General features: G+C 29.7%; 13 protein-coding genes. 10 read left to right on the forward strand and 3 right to left on the reverse strand.

Going from position 1 to position 18494, the window contains the following annotated elements; genetic code table 11:
- Positions 1-18 precede the first annotated feature (18 nt).
- From meaB to H9W90_RS05420, 3 genes are all read left to right on the forward strand, one after another.
- The gene (gene meaB, locus H9W90_RS05410; RefSeq protein ID WP_187483437.1) at positions 19-1086 is read left to right on the forward strand and encodes a methylmalonyl Co-A mutase-associated GTPase MeaB; all 1068 of its coding nucleotides are present in this window, start codon (positions 19-21) and stop codon (positions 1084-1086) included.
- Between the two features lie 29 nt (positions 1087-1115).
- On the forward strand, positions 1116-2396 hold the full coding sequence (locus H9W90_RS05415; protein ID WP_187483438.1) for an APC family permease: 1281 nt from the start codon (positions 1116-1118) through the stop codon (positions 2394-2396).
- Between the two features lie 102 nt (positions 2397-2498).
- Positions 2499-2978, forward strand: a complete 480-nt coding sequence (locus H9W90_RS05420; protein WP_187483439.1) for a hypothetical protein — start codon at positions 2499-2501, stop codon at positions 2976-2978.
- A gap of 156 nt (positions 2979-3134) precedes the next feature.
- On the opposite strand, the gene H9W90_RS05425 is transcribed toward H9W90_RS05420, so the two are convergent.
- Positions 3135-3464 (reverse strand): winged helix-turn-helix transcriptional regulator, encoded by a 330-nt coding sequence (locus H9W90_RS05425; RefSeq protein WP_187483440.1) that lies wholly within the window; start codon positions 3462-3464, stop codon positions 3135-3137.
- 116 nt (positions 3465-3580) lie between these two features.
- On the opposite strand from H9W90_RS05425, the gene H9W90_RS05430 reads away from it, so the two are divergent.
- A complete protein-coding gene (locus H9W90_RS05430) occupies positions 3581-4180 on the forward strand; it encodes a nitroreductase family protein (protein WP_187483441.1) in 600 nt (199 codons plus the stop codon).
- Positions 4181-4197: 17 nt separating this feature from the next.
- Here the strand turns inward: H9W90_RS05430 and H9W90_RS05435 are convergent, their stop codons facing one another.
- Complete coding sequence (locus tag H9W90_RS05435; protein ID WP_187483442.1) at positions 4198-6768, reverse strand: DUF559 domain-containing protein; 2571 nt, start codon at positions 6766-6768, stop codon at positions 4198-4200.
- 78 nt (positions 6769-6846) lie between these two features.
- Here H9W90_RS05435 and H9W90_RS05440 point away from each other — a divergent pair, with 78 nt between their 5' ends.
- The 6 genes from H9W90_RS05440 to H9W90_RS05465 all read left to right on the forward strand — a co-directional run bounded on the left by H9W90_RS05440 (position 6847) and on the right by H9W90_RS05465 (position 17460).
- Entirely contained in the window at positions 6847-8061 is a 1215-nt protein-coding gene (locus H9W90_RS05440) for an RsmB/NOP family class I SAM-dependent RNA methyltransferase (RefSeq protein WP_187483443.1), read from the forward strand.
- A 78-nt stretch (positions 8062-8139) separates the two neighbouring features.
- Entirely contained in the window at positions 8140-10272 is a 2133-nt protein-coding gene (locus tag H9W90_RS05445) for an endonuclease (protein WP_187483444.1), read from the forward strand.
- Positions 10272-11360 (forward strand): endonuclease, encoded by a 1089-nt coding sequence (locus tag H9W90_RS05450; RefSeq protein WP_187483445.1) that lies wholly within the window; start codon positions 10272-10274, stop codon positions 11358-11360. Before H9W90_RS05445 ends, H9W90_RS05450 begins: the two co-directional genes overlap by 1 nt.
- A gap of 145 nt (positions 11361-11505) precedes the next feature.
- Entirely contained in the window at positions 11506-15177 is a 3672-nt protein-coding gene (gene purL / locus H9W90_RS05455) for a phosphoribosylformylglycinamidine synthase (protein WP_187483446.1), read from the forward strand.
- A 93-nt stretch (positions 15178-15270) separates the two neighbouring features.
- Positions 15271-16503 (forward strand): threonine/serine exporter family protein, encoded by a 1233-nt coding sequence (locus H9W90_RS05460; RefSeq protein ID WP_187483447.1) that lies wholly within the window; start codon positions 15271-15273, stop codon positions 16501-16503.
- 147 nt (positions 16504-16650) lie between these two features.
- Positions 16651-17460, forward strand: a complete 810-nt coding sequence (locus H9W90_RS05465; RefSeq protein WP_187483448.1) for a helix-turn-helix domain-containing protein — start codon at positions 16651-16653, stop codon at positions 17458-17460.
- Positions 17461-17692: 232 nt separating this feature from the next.
- On the opposite strand, the gene H9W90_RS05470 is transcribed toward H9W90_RS05465, so the two are convergent.
- A complete protein-coding gene (locus tag H9W90_RS05470; RefSeq protein WP_187483449.1) occupies positions 17693-18439 on the reverse strand; it encodes a head GIN domain-containing protein in 747 nt (248 codons plus the stop codon).
- Positions 18440-18494: the final 55 nt, after the last annotated feature.

An 18494-nucleotide genomic window follows, 5' to 3' on the forward strand; every position in this document is an offset into this window, starting at 1 on the left:
TACACTAATAACTTTACAATGAATAAAAAATCTTCTGCTTTACACGAAAAAGACGGCGTTTCTAAACCAGAAACAACGAGTAAAACTAGTGCAGAAAAGATTAAATTAAGCAGAGCAAAACAAAACTCTGTTAAAGAATATGTTGCTAAAATTCTCGACCGAAATATTACTTTTTTAAGTAAAGCCATTACATTGGTAGAAAGTACGAATGTAAAACATCAACAAAAAGCCAACGAAATTTTAGAACAATGTTTGCCTTTTGCAAATAAATCTATTAGAATAGGAATTACTGGAGTTCCAGGTGTTGGAAAAAGCACATTTATCGAGTCTTTTGGAAAACACTTAACTTCTCAAGGAAAAAAAGTCGCTGTTTTGGCTGTAGATCCAAGTAGTTCTGTAAATAAAGGTTCTATTTTAGGTGATAAAACTAGAATGGAAGAATTAGTGACCGACAAAAATGCATTTATTAGACCTTCGCCTTCTGGAACATCTTTAGGTGGTGTTGCTCAAAAAACTCGAGAAAGTATTATTTTGTGTGAAGCTGCAGGTTTTGATACTATTATTATTGAAACTGTTGGTGTTGGACAATCGGAAACCGTCGTTCATTCTATGGTAGATTTCTTTTTATTATTGAAGTTAGCTGGCGCTGGAGATGAATTGCAAGGAATAAAACGTGGAATTATAGAAATGGCAGATGCAATTGTTATAAATAAAGCCGATGGAGAAAACGAGAGAAACGCAAAAATTGCTAAAGTTGAATTTAATAGAGCGTTGCATTTATATCCTTTAAAAGAAAGCAAATGGCAACCAAAAGTTTTAACAGCAAGTGCGTTGCATAATTGTGGCATTGCTGAAATAGATAAAATGATTACTGATTATATTTTCTTAACTAAAGAGAATAATTATTTCAACACAAAAAGAAATGAGCAAAATAAATTTTGGTTGTTGTCAACTATAAACCAGCAATTAAAAGATAATTTTTACAATAATATGTTGATAAAAACAGCTTTACAAGAAGAAATAAAGAAATTAGAAAACGAGCAAACAACACCTTTTTCTGCTGCAAATAGACTTTTAAACTTATAATATTTTCCAGTTTTTCTAAAATTTATAAAATGAATAAAAAAATCGGATTAAAAGACGCTATTTCCATCGGAATTGGAGGAATGGTTGGAGGTGGAATCTTTGCTGTGCTTGGTTTGGCTGTTTCTTTAGCCAAAGGAGGAACACCTATTGCCTTTCTTTTTGCAGGAATTATTGCACTTTTAACTGCCTATTCTTATGCAAAACTTTCAAAAAAATATCCAGAAAATGGCGGAACCGTAAAATTCATTCATCAACAATTTGGAAATGGAGTTTTTGCTGGCGGAATAAATAATTTATTATGGATTAGCTATATTGTAATGTTGGCTTTATACGCTTCTGCTTTTGGTTCTTATTGTGCTGAATTGCTTTCTGTAACTGGAGAAAAAAATATTGATGTTCGCATTTTTCAAACCTCAATAATCTTAATTGCTTTATTTATTAATTATTTAAGTGTAAAGTTAGTCAGCGAAATAGAATCTATTGCAGTTATTATAAAACTATTAATTCTATTAGCTTTTATTGGAGTTGGTTTTTACGGACTTTCTATTCATCCAGAAAATCTGCAACAATTATCGCCCAAAAACTGGGAAAGTCCATTACTATTAATTTCTGGTGGAATGGTAATTTTTGTCGCTTATGAAGGTTTTGAGTTGATTGCTAACTCAATTTCTGACCTTAAAGACAAAGAAAAAAATACCGAAAAAGCTTATTTTGGCGCTGTTGGTTTTGTAGTTGTTTTATATATTTTAATAGCTATTGTTACTGTTGGCGCTTTGCCTTTTGAACAAATTGCAAATGCAGAAGATTATGTTTTAGCAAAAGCTGCAGAACCCACTTTAGGTCAAATTGGTTTTACAGTTATTACAATTACAGCATTAATCTCTACATTTTCGGCCATAAATGCAACCATTTTAGGCAGTGGAAGAGTAAATTATGACATTGCTAAAGACAACGAATTACCTAAATATTTTTGTCATGAATTTTGGGGCAAACCCATTGGTTTATTAATAACTGCTGTATTATCTATTTTATTAGTAAACCTTTTCAACTTACAAAGTATTTCTACTGCAGGAAGTGTTGGTTTTTTATTGATTTTTAGTATTGTAAATTATATCGGTTTCAAAAAACATAAGGAATTAGCATCTAAAAAAACAATTCATTTAATAGCTTGTATTTTATGTCTTTTAGCTTTTTTTACTTTGATAATTCAGCAATATTCTACTAATAAAACTGGTGTTTTAATTGCTTTGGGAATTATTGTTTTTTGTTTTGTATTGGAGTTTACCTATAAGTTATTCAACAAAAATTAACACATTATAGTTTGGTTTGTTTCTAAACTTAAAAAAATATAACTTCGCTAACACATCATAAAGTGAATTAAAACTCACCTTATCATTAGAATTGTAGGTAATATGAAAAAACATCTTTGGAAAATATTAAATGTCATACTGATTTTATATTTTAGTTTCGAATTCTTAAAAAAATATCATCCAAAACTATACGGAACTTCATTCAACAAAGAGCGAATTGAAATCGGACTTGTACCCATTGATTCTTCTTTAATTAGGAAAGGTAAAGACACCTATGTTTATCAAACTTGGATAAATAAAAGTTCAGAAGTTCCAAGATTTTATGCTAAATATGCCTGTTTTGACAAATGGAATAGAGGAATAGAAATGGAAAATGATAATTATGTTGTATTGGTAGATTCTTCTAAAGTGATACTTTCAATTAACTATAATTTCGGAACTAAAAAATTCAATTATTCTTTAAAAAAATTCAACAGACCAAAAAACACATCTGACTTATATGGACATTCTGGAAAAACAATTAGAGAATTGAACGAAAATGAAACGGAGAAAATATTAAATAAAAACGGAATAAAATACTAGCTACAACACTGTGTAAGTAAAATTGCTAGTTTTAGCTCACTTGGGAAAATCCTTCGGATTTTCACCGTTCGTGTTTATTTAGTAACTTTATTGCTTAATCAACGTAACTTTTCTTACACAAAACCGTTAGCCAAAACCACAATATTTTAATTAACTTTAATTATTTTCCACAACATATTCTCCCCATTCTGCTATAGATTTCAATAACGGAATGGCGGTTTTACCAAAATCGGTTAAAGAATATTCAACCTTTAAAGGTGGTTTTGTAGTGTAGACTTTTCGTTTTATAATACCATCTTCTTCTAATTTTTTAAGTTGCAAACTTAAAGTTCGTTCTGTTACGCTTTCCATTTTTTTACGCAATTCATGGTAGCGTAAAGGAGAATCTATTAAATGAAATAAAATAACAGTTTTCCATTTTCCACCAATCATTCCCATAGTTACACTTGCACAACAGGGATATTCTTTACCTTTTACTATATACATATTGTTAAATTTTACAAAAAAAGAGTACTATACTTTTAGACCGTTCTTGCGAGATTACAAAACTATACATAATTTTGTAACTATAAAAATGATAGTATAAAATTAAAATAATAAATATGAGTTTTTTAAATGCAATGCAAGAACGTTATACCACAAAAAAGTATGACAATACCCAAAAAATAGCTTCAGAAAAAATTGAAGAATTAAAAGAAATTTTATTGTTAAGTCCATCTTCTATAAATAGTCAACCTTGGAAATTTACTTTTGTTTCTGATATAACAACTAAAAAGAAATTTGCAGAAGCTTCTTTTTTTAATGCTTCAAAGATTGAAGAATGTGACACTTTAGTTATTTTCAGTAGGATTGATAGTGTAGAAAAGTTCGAAAAACAAATCGCTGAAACATTACCAGAAGGCGCAGTTGGTTATTATAATGGTTTCTTAAAACCTTTACCAGAAGAAGAAATTAAAAGTTGGTTTGCAAATCAGATGTATTTAGCTTTGGGTGTATTTTTAAGCGCATGTGCAGCTATGGGTATTGATGCAACACCAATGGAAGGTATTGAGCCAGAAAAATACAATGCAATTTTAGGTGATGAAAATTATCATTCTTTAGTAGGTGTTTGTATTGGTTACAGAGATGAAAGTGATGGGAATATGCCTTCTAAAAATCCAAAATCTAGAAGACCAATAAACGAAGTTGTAAAATCTATTTAAGTTTTTTACTATAAAGTTTAACTAATATTTGACCAAATTTTAGACGATTTGGTCATTTTTGTATACGCTGTTTTTATTGGGAAGTTTTTTTCTTGAGATAAATTACCATCTTCTTGTAAGATTGAAATAGCTGTATTTCTTGCAGCAACTAATATTTTAGTGTCTTTTACAACATCTGCAATTTTAAGATTTAAAACACCACTTTGTTGCGTTCCCATTAGATTTCCTGGACCACGTAATTTTAAATCTACTTCTGCAATTTTAAATCCATCTGTAGTTTCTACCATCGTTTTTAAACGTGTTTTTGCTTCTTCAGATAATTTATAACTCGATAATAAAATACAGTAACTTTGGTCTGCTCCTCTCCCAACTCTTCCTCTTAATTGGTGCAATTGAGAAAGTCCAAAACGTTCTGCACTTTCAATAATCATAACACTTGCATTGGGTACATTTACGCCTACTTCAATTACAGTTGTTGCTACCATAATTTGAGTTTCACCTTTAACAAAACGTTGCATTTCAAAATCCTTGTCTGCAGGTTTCATTTTTCCATGAACGATACTAATCTGATATTTTGGTGAAGGAAATTCTCTTGAAACACTCTCATAACCATCCATTAAATCTTTATAATCCATGGCTTCAGATTCTTCAATTAATGGATATACCAAATAGACTTGTCTGCCTTTATCTATTTCATCTTTCATAAATTTAAAGACAGATAGTCTGTTGCTATCAAAACGATGTACCGTTTTTACTTCTTTTCTTCCTGGAGGCAACTCATCTATTACAGAAATATCTAAATCACCATAAACAGACATAGCCAAAGTTCTTGGAATTGGTGTTGCTGTCATTACTAAAATGTGGGGAGGCAGATAAGCCCTCCCTAACCCTCCCAAAGGGAGGGAACTCTTACTCTTATTTTCTTCTTCTTGTGATAAACTTTTTAATTCTTCTGATATCTTTTCTAAAACATTTTCAATACTCCCAACAACTTCTTCATTATTAAATCTTATCACTTTAAAGCCTAGTTCCTTAAGAATTTGTGTTCTTAATTCATCGGCCTCTTTTTGATCTTTTGTGTTGTGATATTTTCCATCAACCTCGATAATTAATCTTTTTGAAATTGAAACAAAGTCTACTATAAACTCATCAATAATATGTTGTTTTCTAAATTTATTTTCAAGTTTTTTAGCTCTTAATTGCTCCCAAAGAATTTGTTCAGCTTCTGTAGTTTGTTTTTTTCTATCTTTTTGCAATTCTTTCATCAATTTATAAACTGATGGACGAGCTGTCATATATTTTTCACGCACAGATTGGGCCTCCTCCCTTTGGGAGGATTGAGGTGGGCCACCTTTCATCCATAATTTTGCTCTTTGAGCGACACCAAATCTGTGCTGTTCATCAATAATTGCGATTCCTAAATTTTTAAACTGGACTTTGTCTTCCAATAAAGCGTGTGTTCCAACCAAAATATGTAAGCTTCCATCTTCTAAATTTGCGTGAATTTCTCTTCGTTTTTTTGTTTTTACAGAACCAGTTAAAATATCAACTTTAATATCCATTCCTTCTAAAAGCTCTGAAACTGCAGTAAAATGCTGATTCGCCAAAATTTCTGTTGGTGCCATAATTGTGGCTTGAAAACCATTATCAATTGCTAAAAGCATAGTTAATAAAGCAACAATTGTTTTTCCAGAACCTACATCTCCTTGTAAAAGGCGATTCATATGAGCACCTGAAGCAACATCTTTTCTAATTTCTTTCAACACTCTTTTTTGAGCATTTGTTAAATCAAAAGGTAACTTTTCACTATAAAATTGATTAAAAACTTCGCCAACATTTTCAAATATAAATCCTTTGTTTTTAGTTTTGTTGATGAGTTTCTTTCTCAATAATTGTAATTGAATAAAAAACAATTCTTCGAATTTTAAGCGATTTTGTGCTTTCGCTAAATTTTCTTGACTTTTAGGAAAATGCACATTTAATAATGCATCTCGCTTTTTCATCAATTTAAAATCCTCTAAAACTTCTTGCGATAAACTTTCTTGAATTCCGTCGTAAAATTGTTGCAACAAATTTTGAATGTAATTACGCATCAATTTATTAGAGACTCCAGAATTTGTTAATTTTTCTGTGGAAGGATAAACTGGTTGCATCTTTGTTTGCAACTTTTTCTTATATTCTGTAACCAATTCCATCTCTGGATGCGGAATACTAAAATTTCCATTATAATGATTCAATTTTCCATAAACCACATAAGGTTCATTAATTTTAAGTGAATCTTTAATCCATTTTTGCCCTTTAAACCAAACCAATTCCATGGTTCCAGAAGCATCTTGGAACGTTGCCACTAACCTAATTCCTCTTTTTTGAGCAACAGATTTTACACGTGTAATTTTTCCAACAATTTGTACTTCAGAAGAATTAGGTTGTAAATCTTTAATGGCGTAAAACTGTGTTTTATCTATATATCTAAAAGGAAAGAAATTTAATAAATCGTTACATGTTTTAATACCCAATTCTGTGTATAAAAGCGCTGCTCTTTGAACACTAATTCCTTTTATATATGTTATTGGGTAATCTAAATTCAACGTTGATAAGTTTGTAAAAACGAAAATACGAAATACCTTTTATTTCACGTATCTTTGCACTCGATTTATAATTAAAAAATGAGATTACATAGAAATTTAACATTTGCTGTTATTGACAGTATTAGAGATATATTTAACGAAGGAGTTTATGCAGATAAAGCTGTAGAAAAAGCCTTAAAAAGAGATAAACGTTGGGGAGCAAGAGATCGTAAGTTTGTTGCAGAAACAATTTACGATATTGTTCGTTGGAATCGTTTATATGCAGAAATTGCAGAAGTTAAGCTTCCTTATGACCGAGATAACATTTGGAGATTATTCTCTGTTTGGTGTATTTTAAGAGGAATTGCCTTACCAGATTGGAATCAAATTGGTGATCATGTTCCAGAAAGAAGAATTAAAGGACGTTTTGCAGAATTATCTAGAACAAGAAAATTTAGAGAATCTATTCCAGATTGGATGGACGAATTATGTCTTTCTGAATTAGGTGAAGAAGTTTGGACAAAAGAAATTGCAGCTTTAAATGAGCAAGCAAAAGTAATTTTAAGAACGAATACTTTAAATATTTCAAGAGAAATTCTTCAAAAAAAATTACATGCAGAAAATGTAGTTACAGAATTTGTTCCTAATCATCCAGATGCTTTAGTTTTACCAGAAAGAGCAAATGTTTTTAAAACAGAAGCTTTTCATAATGGTTTTTTTGAAGTTCAAGATGCTTCTTCTCAATTAGTGGCTGCATATTTAGACGTAAAACCAGGAATGAAAGTAGTAGATACTTGTGCTGGAGCTGGGGGTAAAACTTTGCATTTATCAGCATTAATGGAAAATAAAGGGCAAATAATTGCTATGGATATTTACGAAAGTAAACTTCGTAAATTAAAAGTTAGAGCCAAAAGAAACAAAGCGCATAATATAGACATGCGTGTGATTGATTCTACAAAACCAATTAAAAAATTACACGGTAAGGCAGACAGAGTTTTAATTGACGCTCCATGTTCTGGTTTAGGTGTCATTCGTAGAAATCCTGATTCTAAATGGAAATTACAGCCAGAATTTATCGACAATATTAAAAAAGTACAACAAGACGTATTACAACAATATTCTAAAATGGTAAAACCAAGAGGGAAAATGGTGTATGCAACTTGTTCTATTTTACCATCGGAAAACCAAGATCAAGTTAATAAATTCTTAACATCAGAATCAGGAAAAGACTTTACCTTTGTCTCTGACAAAAAAGTATTGGCACATATTTCTGGTTTCGATGGTTTTTATATGGCGTTGTTAGAAAGAAAATAAATTTTATACTTAATTGCTTGTATAAAATTTAGAATTGCAGAAAAAGAAATTGTTTTTAATTAATTAGAAAACAATTTAATGATGAAAAAAAATATACTTTATCTATTTCTTTTATTTACAGTATTCTCATATGCTCAAGAATCTTATTACAGTGATGTAGATTTAAATCTTACGGGTCTGTCTTTAAAAGATGAATTAGCAACAAAAATTATAAACACTCATACTCGTTTTTTATCTTATGACCAAGTATGGGACGCCTCAAAAGCAACAGATGTAAACCCAGAAAACAGTAATCAAGTACTATTGGTTTATGGTTGGGAAAATGGTTCAGATAGTGATGGTACCAATGACAGAGAACGTGGCATAAATAATAATGGTGGTAGTGTTGGTCAATGGAATAGAGAACATGTTTATGCTCGTTCTTTAGGAAATCCAAATTTAGGTGATTCTGGACCAGGTTCAGACGCACACCATTTAAGACCTTCAGATACACAAAGAAACTCTTCTAGAAGTAATGAAAAATTTGCAGAAGGTTCTGGAGTTCAATCCTTAAGAACAAATAATGGTTGGTATCCTGGAGATGAATGGAAAGGAGATGTTGCAAGAATGATGATGTATATGTATTTACGTTATGGTAGCAGATGTTTACCTAGTAATATTGGAATTGGTGATAATTCTGCAACTCCAGATGATATGATAGATTTATTTCTAAAATGGAATGCTGAAGATAAAGTTTCCGATTTTGAAAAACAAAGAAATACATATCATGAAAACACAAGTAATCTAGAAGCACAAGGAAATAGAAATCCTTTTATAGACAACCCTAGATTAGCAACAAGAATTTGGGGAGGTCCTGAAGCTGAAGATATTTGGGGAATTTACTCAAATACAGATACAGAAAACCCTACAGTTCCTACAAATGTTACAGCTACAAATATTACTACATTTTCAGTGGATGTTTCTTGGGATGCTTCAACAGATAATGTTGCTGTTACTAGTTACGATGTCTTTGTAGATGGAGTTTTAAATTCAAATGTTACAAATACTTCAACAAAAATAATTGGTTTAGATTCTAATACTTCATTTGCTATTACTGTTTTGGCAAAAGATGTAGCAAATAATGAATCTGCGCAAAGCGCACCAATAAACATAACAACTATAGAAGATATTGAAGCCCCAACAATACCTGCAAATATTGTTATTAGTAATGAAACAGGAACTTCATTTAAAGCAAGTTGGTCAGCTTCAACAGACAATACAGCTGTAACTGGTTATGAGGTTTTTGTTGATGGAAGTTTTCTAGCAACAACTACAGATATTACATATACTGTAACTAATTTAACAATATCTACAACTTATAATTTACAAGTATTAGCTAAAGATGCTGTTAATAATAAATCTAATTTATCATCTGGTGTAAATGCAACAACTACAGATGGCTCTACAACAACAGCCAATGAATTATTCTTTTCAGAATATGTAGAAGGCTCTCGTAATAATAAAGCAGTTGAAATTGTAAATGTAACATCTGCTGATGTAGACTTAAGTGCTTACAGTATAAAAAGACAAAAAGATGGTGGTGAAGAAGGAGATGAATGGGAACATCCTTTACTACTTTCTGGCACACTTATAAAAGGAGATGTTTATGTAATAATTAATGGAAGTTCTGATTTACAAACTTTAATTGATGAAGCAAACTTTGTACAACCAAATTCTAGCGCAACAAATTTTGGAGCACCAATAAATTTTAATGGTGATGATCCTGTTGGGTTGTTTAAAAATGATATTCTAATTGATATAATTGGTGTTTATAATGGGGGAACAGCAAATTTTGCTAAAGACAAGACTTTACGTCGAAAAAGTGGAGTTTCTCAACCAAATACAGCTTTTGATTTAGATAACGAATGGGATGTTTTACCAAAAGATACTGTAGATGATATTGGAAAACACAATAGCACTTTAAGTGTAAATAGTTTTTTATTAGATGGATTCAAAATATATCCAAATCCAATAAATACAATTTTAACAATACAAAATAGTAAGAATAAAACCATCAATAAAGCTTCTATTTATACACTTTTAGGGAAAAATATTATGAATATTAAAAATCCTTCTAAAGAAATTAACGTAGCTTTTTTGTCCAAAGGAATTTATATCCTTAAATTAGAAGTTGAAAATAAAGTACATTCTATAAAAATTGTTAAAGAATAATGAAGCAAAAATTACTTTTATTAATATTTATTTTAAGTTCCTTTTTGGTATTTTCACAAATACCTAGTGGATATTACAATTCTGCAACAGGAAGTGGTTTCACATTAAAAACACAATTAAAAAATATAATTGACAATATCAATGATGGTAATGGACAGGCTTTTCATGATACAAGTGTAACCTATGGTGATTTGTGGGACTTATACGAAACATCTGATGTAAGAAGTGATGGAAAAGTTTGGGATATTTATAGTGACTGTAATTTTACATTTGTTACAGATCAAGATTCTGGAAGTGGTGGTACTACAGAGTGTGACAAATATAATAGGGAACATACATTTGCCCAAAGTTGGTATGGTGGTAGTAATTCACATACGTTAAGAGGAGATGCGCATCATGTATTTGCTACAGATAAAAAAGTAAATGGTATTAGAGGAAATTTAGCTTTTGGAGAAGTTTTAACTGCAGATTATACATCTAATAATGGTTCTAAAAGAGGAACAAGTAGTATTACAGGACCAAATGATAAAGTTTTTGAACCCATAGATGAATATAAAGGTGATATAGCTAGAGGTTTACTTTATGTTGCTGTTCGTTATCAAGATGAAATAGCTTCTTGGGAAAACAACAATAATGGTGCAGATAATATGTTAAATGGTACAAGTGATAAAGTTTTTGAACAATGGGCTTTAGATATGTTATATCGTTGGCATACAATAGATCCAGTCAGTCAAAAGGAATTGGATAGAAATGAAGAGATTTTTAAACACCAAAAAAATAGAAATCCGTTTGTAGATCATCCAGAATATGTTAATACAATTTGGAATTCTGTACTTTCTACAGAAAGTTCTTTCAGTTTTAATACAGTTAAAATTTATCCAAATCCCACATCAGGTAAAGATTTATTTATAAAAATAAATAAGTCCACCAATGTAAAAATATTTGATGTTTTAGGAAAACTAGTTATTTCTAATAACGTAGATTCTAATAAAAACAAAATTGATATCTCCTTATTAAAAAAAGGAATTTATATAATTAAGTTGTATCAAAATAACAATATACTTTCTAAAAAGTTAATTATAAGATAATTTTAAAAGCGATTCAAATTGAATCGCTTTTTTTTGGTTAATAAACACGTGAATAACTCCGTAATTTCAGCAAAATAATTCATCATAATTAAGTTGAAAAAAAGTAAATTTGCATTTTTACAACAACACACAAACACAATAACTAATGATTCATTTCTTCGGAAACATAGATAGCAAAGTATTCGCTGTTCAAACCACAAAAAAATTAGCTAAAACTACCATTGATAAATTAACCTGGCTTTTTGGCAACCAACCAAAGATAGAGGAAACTACTTTAGATACTTTTTTTGTAGGCCCAAGAGCAGCAATGATTACTCCTTGGAGTACAAATGCTGTGGAAATCACCCAAAATATGGGAATTTCTGATATTATTAGAATTGAAGAATTTACAGCAGTTTTAGAAGATTTTAAGGATTTCGATCCAATGATTTCAGAAAAATTTAATGGTTTAGATCAAGATTCATTTACAGTTGACATAAAACCAGACACAATTTTAGATATTGAAGATATTGCTGCTTACAACCAACAAGAAGGTTTGTCTTTAAGTGATGAAGAAGTAGAATATTTAGAAGGTGTTGCTACAAAAATTGGAAGGAAATTAACAGATTCTGAAGTATTTGGTTTTAGTCAAGTAAATTCAGAACACTGTAGACATAAGATTTTTAACGGAACTTTTGTAATTGATGGAGAAGAAATGCCTACTTCCCTATTCAAAATGATTAAAGAAACTTCGAAAGAAAATCCGAATGATATTGTTTCTGCATATAAAGATAATGTTGCTTTTGTAAAAGGACCAAAAGTGGAACAGTTTGCACCTAAAACTGCAGATAAACCAGACTTTTATCAAACATCACTTTTTGATTCTGTAATTTCATTAAAAGCAGAAACACATAACTTCCCAACAACTGTAGAACCTTTTAACGGTGCTGCAACTGGTTCTGGAGGAGAAATTAGAGACAGATTGGCTGGAGGAAAAGGTTCTTTACCCTTAGCAGGAACAGCTGTTTATATGACTTCTTATTCAAGATTAGAAGAAAATAGATATTGGGAACATAAATTCAAAGAAAGAGATTGGTTATACCAAACTCCAATGGATATTTTAATTAAAGCATCTAATGGTGCTTCAGATTTTGGAAACAAATTCGGACAACCTTTAATTACAGGTTCTGTTTTAACTTTTGAACATGAAGAAAATTCTTCTTCAAGTGAAGCAAAAGCAAGAAAATTAGGTTTTGACAAAGTAATTATGCAAGCTGGTGGAATTGGTTATGGAAAAGCAGAACAAGCTTTAAAAGATACACCAAAAGAAGGTGATAAAATTGTAATTCTTGGTGGTGAAAACTACAGAATTGGAATGGGTGGAGCAGCAGTTTCTTCTGCAGACACAGGGGAATTTGCCTCAGGAATTGAATTAAATGCAGTACAACGTTCTAATCCAGAAATGCAAAAACGTGCTGCAAATGCGGTTCGAGGAATGGTAGAAAGTGAAGAAAATTTTATTGTTTCTATACACGATCATGGAGCTGGAGGACATTTAAATTGTTTGTCAGAATTAGTAGAAGATACAGGTGGAAAAATTGATTTAGATAAATTACCAGTTGGAGACCCTACATTATCTGCAAAAGAAATTATTGGTAATGAATCTCAAGAAAGAATGGGATTGGTAATTGCTGAAAAACATATAGACACTTTACAGAAAATTGCAGAACGTGAGCGTTCACCTATGTACACAGTTGGAGATGTTACTGGAGATAATAGGTTTACTTTTGAATCTAAAACCAAAGGAGATAAACCAATGGATTTAGCTTTGCAAGATATGTTTGGCTCTTCTCCTAAAACTGTTTTAACAGATAAAACTGTAAAAAGAAATTATAAGAATTCTAGATATAAAGTTAAAAACTTAAAAAACTATTTAACACAGGTTTTACAATTAGAAGCTGTTGCTTGTAAAGATTGGTTAACAAATAAAGTAGATAGATGTGTTGGTGGTAAAGTTGCCAAACAACAATGTGTTGGTCCTTTACAAATTCCGTTGAACAATGTTGGTGTAATGGCATTAGATTACAATGGTAAAGAAGGTGTTGCAACTTCAATTGGGCACTCTCCTATTTCTGGATTAATAGATCCTGCTGCAGGAAGTAGAAATGCAATTACAGAATCTTTAACCAATATTATTTGGGCTCCTTTAAAAGATAATTTAGATTCAATTTCATTATCTGCAAACTGGATGTGGCCTTGTAAAAATGAAGGTGAAGATGCTCGTTTATACAAAGCTGTAAAAGCAGTTTCAGAATTTTCTATTGATTTAGGAATCAATGTTCCTACAGGAAAAGATTCTTTATCAATGAAGCAAAAATATGCTGATGATGAAGTAATTGCTCCAGGAACTGTTATTATTTCTGCTGCAGGAAACTGTAATGAAATTAGTAAGGTTGTAGAACCTCTTTTAAAAGTTGATGGAGGAAACATCTACTATATTAATATTTCTCAAGATAAATTTAAATTAGGAGGAAGTTCTTTTCACCAAGTATTAAATACTATTGGTAATGAAGCTCCAGATGTAAAAGATTCTGCTTTTGTAAAGAATACTTTTAATACAATTCAAGAGTTAATAAAAGGTGAAAAAATTATTGCAGGACATGATGTTGCTTCTGGTGGTTTAATTACAACGTTGTTAGAAATGTGTTTTGCTGATGTAAATTTAGGAGCAGATTTAAATATTTCTGCTTTAAATGAAGAAGATTCTATAAAAGTATTATTTTCTGAAAATTCAGGAATTGTTTTTCAAGCAGATGCTTCTGTAGAAACTATTTTATCAGAAAATAGCATTGAATTTTTCAATATAGGAACCGCAAACAATTCAGGAACTGTAAACATTCAAAATAGTGAAGAAAACTTTACGTTTGATGTTGCTGAAATGAGAGATGTTTGGTATAAAACTTCTTTCTTGTTAGATCAAAAACAAACGGCAAACAATTTAGCTCAAGATAGGTTTGATAACTATAAAAAGCAGCCATTAACTTATAAATTCCCGGAAAATTTTACAGGAAAATTACCTGTAATAGGAAAAGACAAACCAAAAGCTGCTATCATTAGAGAAAAAGGTTCAAACTCTGAACGTGAAATGGCAAATGCAATGTATTTAGCTGGTTTTGATGTGAAAGATGTTCACATGACCGATTTAATTTCTGGTCGTGAAACATTAGAAGATATTCAGTTTATTGGTGCTGTTGGAGGTTTTTCAAATTCAGATGTTTTAGGTTCTGCAAAAGGTTGGGCTGGAGCATTTAAATACAATGCAAAAGCAAAAGCAGCTTTAAAGAATTTTTTTAAAAGAGAGGATACTTTATCAGTAGGTATTTGTAATGGAGCACAATTATGGATGGAATTAGATTTAATTAATCCAGATCATAAAGTACATGGTAAATTAGTTCATAACGATTCTAAAAAGCACGAAAGTTCTTTTACTTCTGTAAAAATTCAAGAAAATAATTCTGTAATGTTATCTTCTTTAGCTGGAACAGAATTAGGAGTTTGGATTTCTCATGGTGAAGGAAAATTCAACTTACCAGAATCTGAAGAAAACTATAACATTGTTGCAAAATATGGTTATGAAGGCTATCCAAACAACCCTAATGGTTCTGATTTTAACACAGCAATGATGACAGATAAAACTGGTCGTCATTTAGTTACAATGCCTCATATAGAGCGTTCTACATTCCAATGGAATTGGGCAAATTATCCTGCTGGAAGAAAAGATGAAGTTTCTCCTTGGTTAGAAGCTTTTGTAAATGCTAAAAATTGGTTAACAAAGTAATATTATATAAGAAGTATCTATAAAAGGGCTTTTTTAAAAAGCCCTTTTTTTTGTTTAAATAAATAGTAAAATAGCAATTTTAAATAAGTACAAATGAAAATTCCTGAAAAATATCAATTTATAGTTGCGCTAGGAAAAGCGTTACACGTATATGGTATTCCTTCCTATAAAATACAAGCATACTTAACTGAAGTGGCTAAAAAACAAGGGATTACGGGTAGTTTTATGGATTCTCCTACATGGATAAACTATGTTTTTTATGAAGATGAAAATTCTTATAATTATGTTGAATGTGTTTTACCAGGTTCTTTAAACTTAGGTGCATATTCTAGAATTGCAGAATTAACAAATAAGGTTATTGATTCTAAAATTAACAATGATTCAATACATAAAGAATTGAATATTATACATGCAAAAACACAGGAAATAAATCATTTATATTTAGTTTTAGCATACGCTTTATCTGCAGGTTGTTTTAGTTTATTAATAGGTACTAATCTTGTTTCTTTTGTATTTTCCTTAATATTAGGTGCGTTTATTTATCTATTAGTTTTTTTAACCAAAAAGTCTAAATATTTAGAAAATGTATTCGAATCTTTAAGTGCTTTAGTTGTAACTATAATCTGTTGCTTGCTAACATTAATTTTTCCAAACCTTAATTTAGGTTTAACTATATTATCTTCTATTATTATTTTTATTCCAGGATTAGCAATTACAACTGCTTTAGAAGAAATAACTTCTAAAAGTTTGGTTTCTGGTGGCGCAAAACTTTTTGATGCAATTATATTATTATTTAAACAATTTTTTGGTGTATTACTTGGTATTGCATTAATGACATCATTAGTAAATATTGACTTAACTTATCATGTGTCTGAGATGCCTAAATGGACTATTTATTTAGCCATTCCTATATTATCGATTACGTTATTACCAATATTTCAGGTTCGTAAAAAAGATATGCTTTTTGGTGTATTAACAGGTGTAGTTGCATTTTTAATGACTGTATTATTTTCTGGGTATGGCGTATTAGTAAGTACGTTTATTGGTACTTTGGTTGTGGTTGCAATGAGTCGTTTATTTGGATTGATTTCCAAAACTCCAAAAACAGTTTATTTAATTCAAGGAGTTGTTATGCTTGTACCAGGAAGTAAATCTTTTATGGGTTTAAGTAACTCCTTTTTTAATCCATCTACTACAACAGGTTCTGTCAACTTATTTGAACAAGTTGCTTTCATTCTTATGGGTATTATTGGAGGATTACTTTTTGCTGGTACATTTAGAGAAAGAAGTCCTAAAAAAAATAAAATCGAAATTAAAAATAATTAGCTTTTGTCTAAAAAAATAAGTTACCATAAGTACTAAAAGTTTTTTGTTAGAAATTTAAGTTTTTGATTACTAAAAATTGGATAACCAAAAAATAGTAGGTATTAATAATTTTTTTTATTTATTTTTAGAATAAGGAAATTGCATTCTATGAAACTAACTTATTTTAATGTAGATAAAACAAGTCATTTAGTTGAAGATTTTTATCACATTGCATATTCAAAAAAAATAGTTCCATTAAATGCAACTATAATACCTCTTGGCAATACAGGTATAGCTTATATTTACTCTAATGGTCAAAAAATTTCATTAAATAATAATGAAACTGTAATTAAAAATTTAATTATAAATGGGCAATTCTACAAGTCTTACAAGTTTAATGTAAGTGAAATTGGTTCTGCTTGTGGATTAAGTTTTAAACCTACAGCCCTTCATAAATTAACGGGTTTAGATATATCTAAATTTTCGCATAAATATTCTGTTTTTAACCAAATAGATAAAATTCTTGCTGATAAGTTTGAAAATATTTTTATAAATCATAATAATGATTTCAAAAAATTATTCGAAAAACTAGAAAAACTACTATTAGAAATACCTATAATAGAGAATAAAAATACAATTGCAATAGATAAGGTTTTACATACCATTCATTTAAAAGAAGGGATGATATCTGTAAATGAATTATTAAATGAAATTCCTTTCGGTCAAAAGACTTTAGAAACTCTATTTAAAAAAATGGTAGGTTTAACACCAGCAAAATACATTAGAATTTTTCGCTTTAAAAATTTAATGAAACAATATGAAAGCAATAAAATAAGTCTAAAAGATTTAATTTATATGTATGATTATTATGATGAATCTCACTTTGCAAAAGATTTTAAAGCTTTTACATCTAAATCTTTTAAAGATTATTTTAAAGATGAATTTACACTTATAAAAAAAGCTTTAAAAAAACCATAATTACGATTATTTACAAAAAACTATGAGAAATAGTCTTTAAATTAGCTTAACCTTAAATTGCATCCTTATGTTTTTATTAGGGGTAATAAGTTTGGATGTAATTTTCTTTAAAGGGTTATTTTTGATAAAAAACAAAACCTTAATCGGAATTTTGTTAGTAAAAGAAGAAAAAAGGTCGAATTAAGTTTCGACCTTTTTTAGTTTAAAATAGAATTTTTATTTTTTTAAATAATTATTGAACCTTTTTTATAGTAGATTCTCCAATAACAATTCCTTTTTTTAGTTTTGCATCGCCTTTATATAAGACAGTTGCTTCACCATATGAAGTTATTTTTATACTTTCTGTTGCATTTAATTGAAAGGTTCCACTTCCATAAGCAGTTATTTTAGTTTCTTTAGAAACTGCATCTGAAGCCATAACCTTACTAGCTCCATAAGCTGTTATTTTTTGCTTTTCAATTGTTCCTTTTTCAATGTTTAAAAAACTATCTCCATAAATAGAAACGTATAATTTATTCACATCTATAGTTGGAATGGTAACTTCCGATTTACCATAAATACGTAATTCGCATTTATCTTGAATTAATGGGCTATTAAAAGTAATTTTTTCTTCACCTCTTAATGAAAAAATAGCAACATCTGTATAAGTAATAATTAAAGTAGCTACTCTATTCTTATATAATGGGACTTTTCTTTCCTGGTTTCTAATAACAACTTTTTTATTTTTAGTATAGGTTTTTGCTCCTTCTAAATATACTTGAAGCGTACCTTTTTCTAATTCGTAATTAAACTTTTCTATAGGAACACTAATTTCTTCAATTTTAATGCTTGCCTTGTCCCCTTTTTTAAAAACCACTTCTATATGTGGACTTACAATTACTTTATCAAACTTTTCTTTAAGTTTTATTGTTTTCTGAGCTGTTAAACTATTATTAATACATAATAAAGTCATTAAGAAAAGGGTTAATTTGAATTTCATATTTTTATTTTAAAGTTCGTTTTAAATTGTTGTTTACAATTTAAGGACTTAATAA

Source organism: Polaribacter pectinis, assembly GCF_014352875.1.
Classification (GTDB): Bacteria; Bacteroidota; Bacteroidia; order Flavobacteriales; family Flavobacteriaceae; genus Polaribacter; species Polaribacter pectinis.

Excerpts from the sequence above, each read along its gene's own strand:
- H9W90_RS05465 (WP_187483448.1), top strand. The coding sequence starts at position 16,651 with ATGAAACTAACTTATTTTAATGTAGATAAAACAAGTCATTTAGTTGAA.
- H9W90_RS05420 (WP_187483439.1), top strand. The coding sequence starts at position 2,499 with ATGAAAAAACATCTTTGGAAAATATTAAATGTCATACTGATTTTATAT.
- purL (WP_187483446.1), top strand. The coding sequence starts at position 11,506 with ATGATTCATTTCTTCGGAAACATAGATAGCAAAGTATTCGCTGTTCAA.
- H9W90_RS05415 (WP_187483438.1), top strand. The coding sequence starts at position 1,116 with ATGAATAAAAAAATCGGATTAAAAGACGCTATTTCCATCGGAATTGGA.
- H9W90_RS05430 (WP_187483441.1), top strand. The coding sequence starts at position 3,581 with ATGAGTTTTTTAAATGCAATGCAAGAACGTTATACCACAAAAAAGTAT.
- H9W90_RS05450 (WP_187483445.1), top strand. The coding sequence starts at position 10,272 with ATGAAGCAAAAATTACTTTTATTAATATTTATTTTAAGTTCCTTTTTG.
- H9W90_RS05425 (WP_187483440.1), bottom strand. The coding sequence starts at position 3,464 with ATGTATATAGTAAAAGGTAAAGAATATCCCTGTTGTGCAAGTGTAACT.
- H9W90_RS05470 (WP_187483449.1), bottom strand. The coding sequence starts at position 18,439 with ATGAAATTCAAATTAACCCTTTTCTTAATGACTTTATTATGTATTAAT.
- H9W90_RS05445 (WP_187483444.1), top strand. The coding sequence starts at position 8,140 with ATGATGAAAAAAAATATACTTTATCTATTTCTTTTATTTACAGTATTC.
- meaB (WP_187483437.1), top strand. The coding sequence starts at position 19 with ATGAATAAAAAATCTTCTGCTTTACACGAAAAAGACGGCGTTTCTAAA.
- H9W90_RS05460 (WP_187483447.1), top strand. The coding sequence starts at position 15,271 with ATGAAAATTCCTGAAAAATATCAATTTATAGTTGCGCTAGGAAAAGCG.
- H9W90_RS05440 (WP_187483443.1), top strand. The coding sequence starts at position 6,847 with ATGAGATTACATAGAAATTTAACATTTGCTGTTATTGACAGTATTAGA.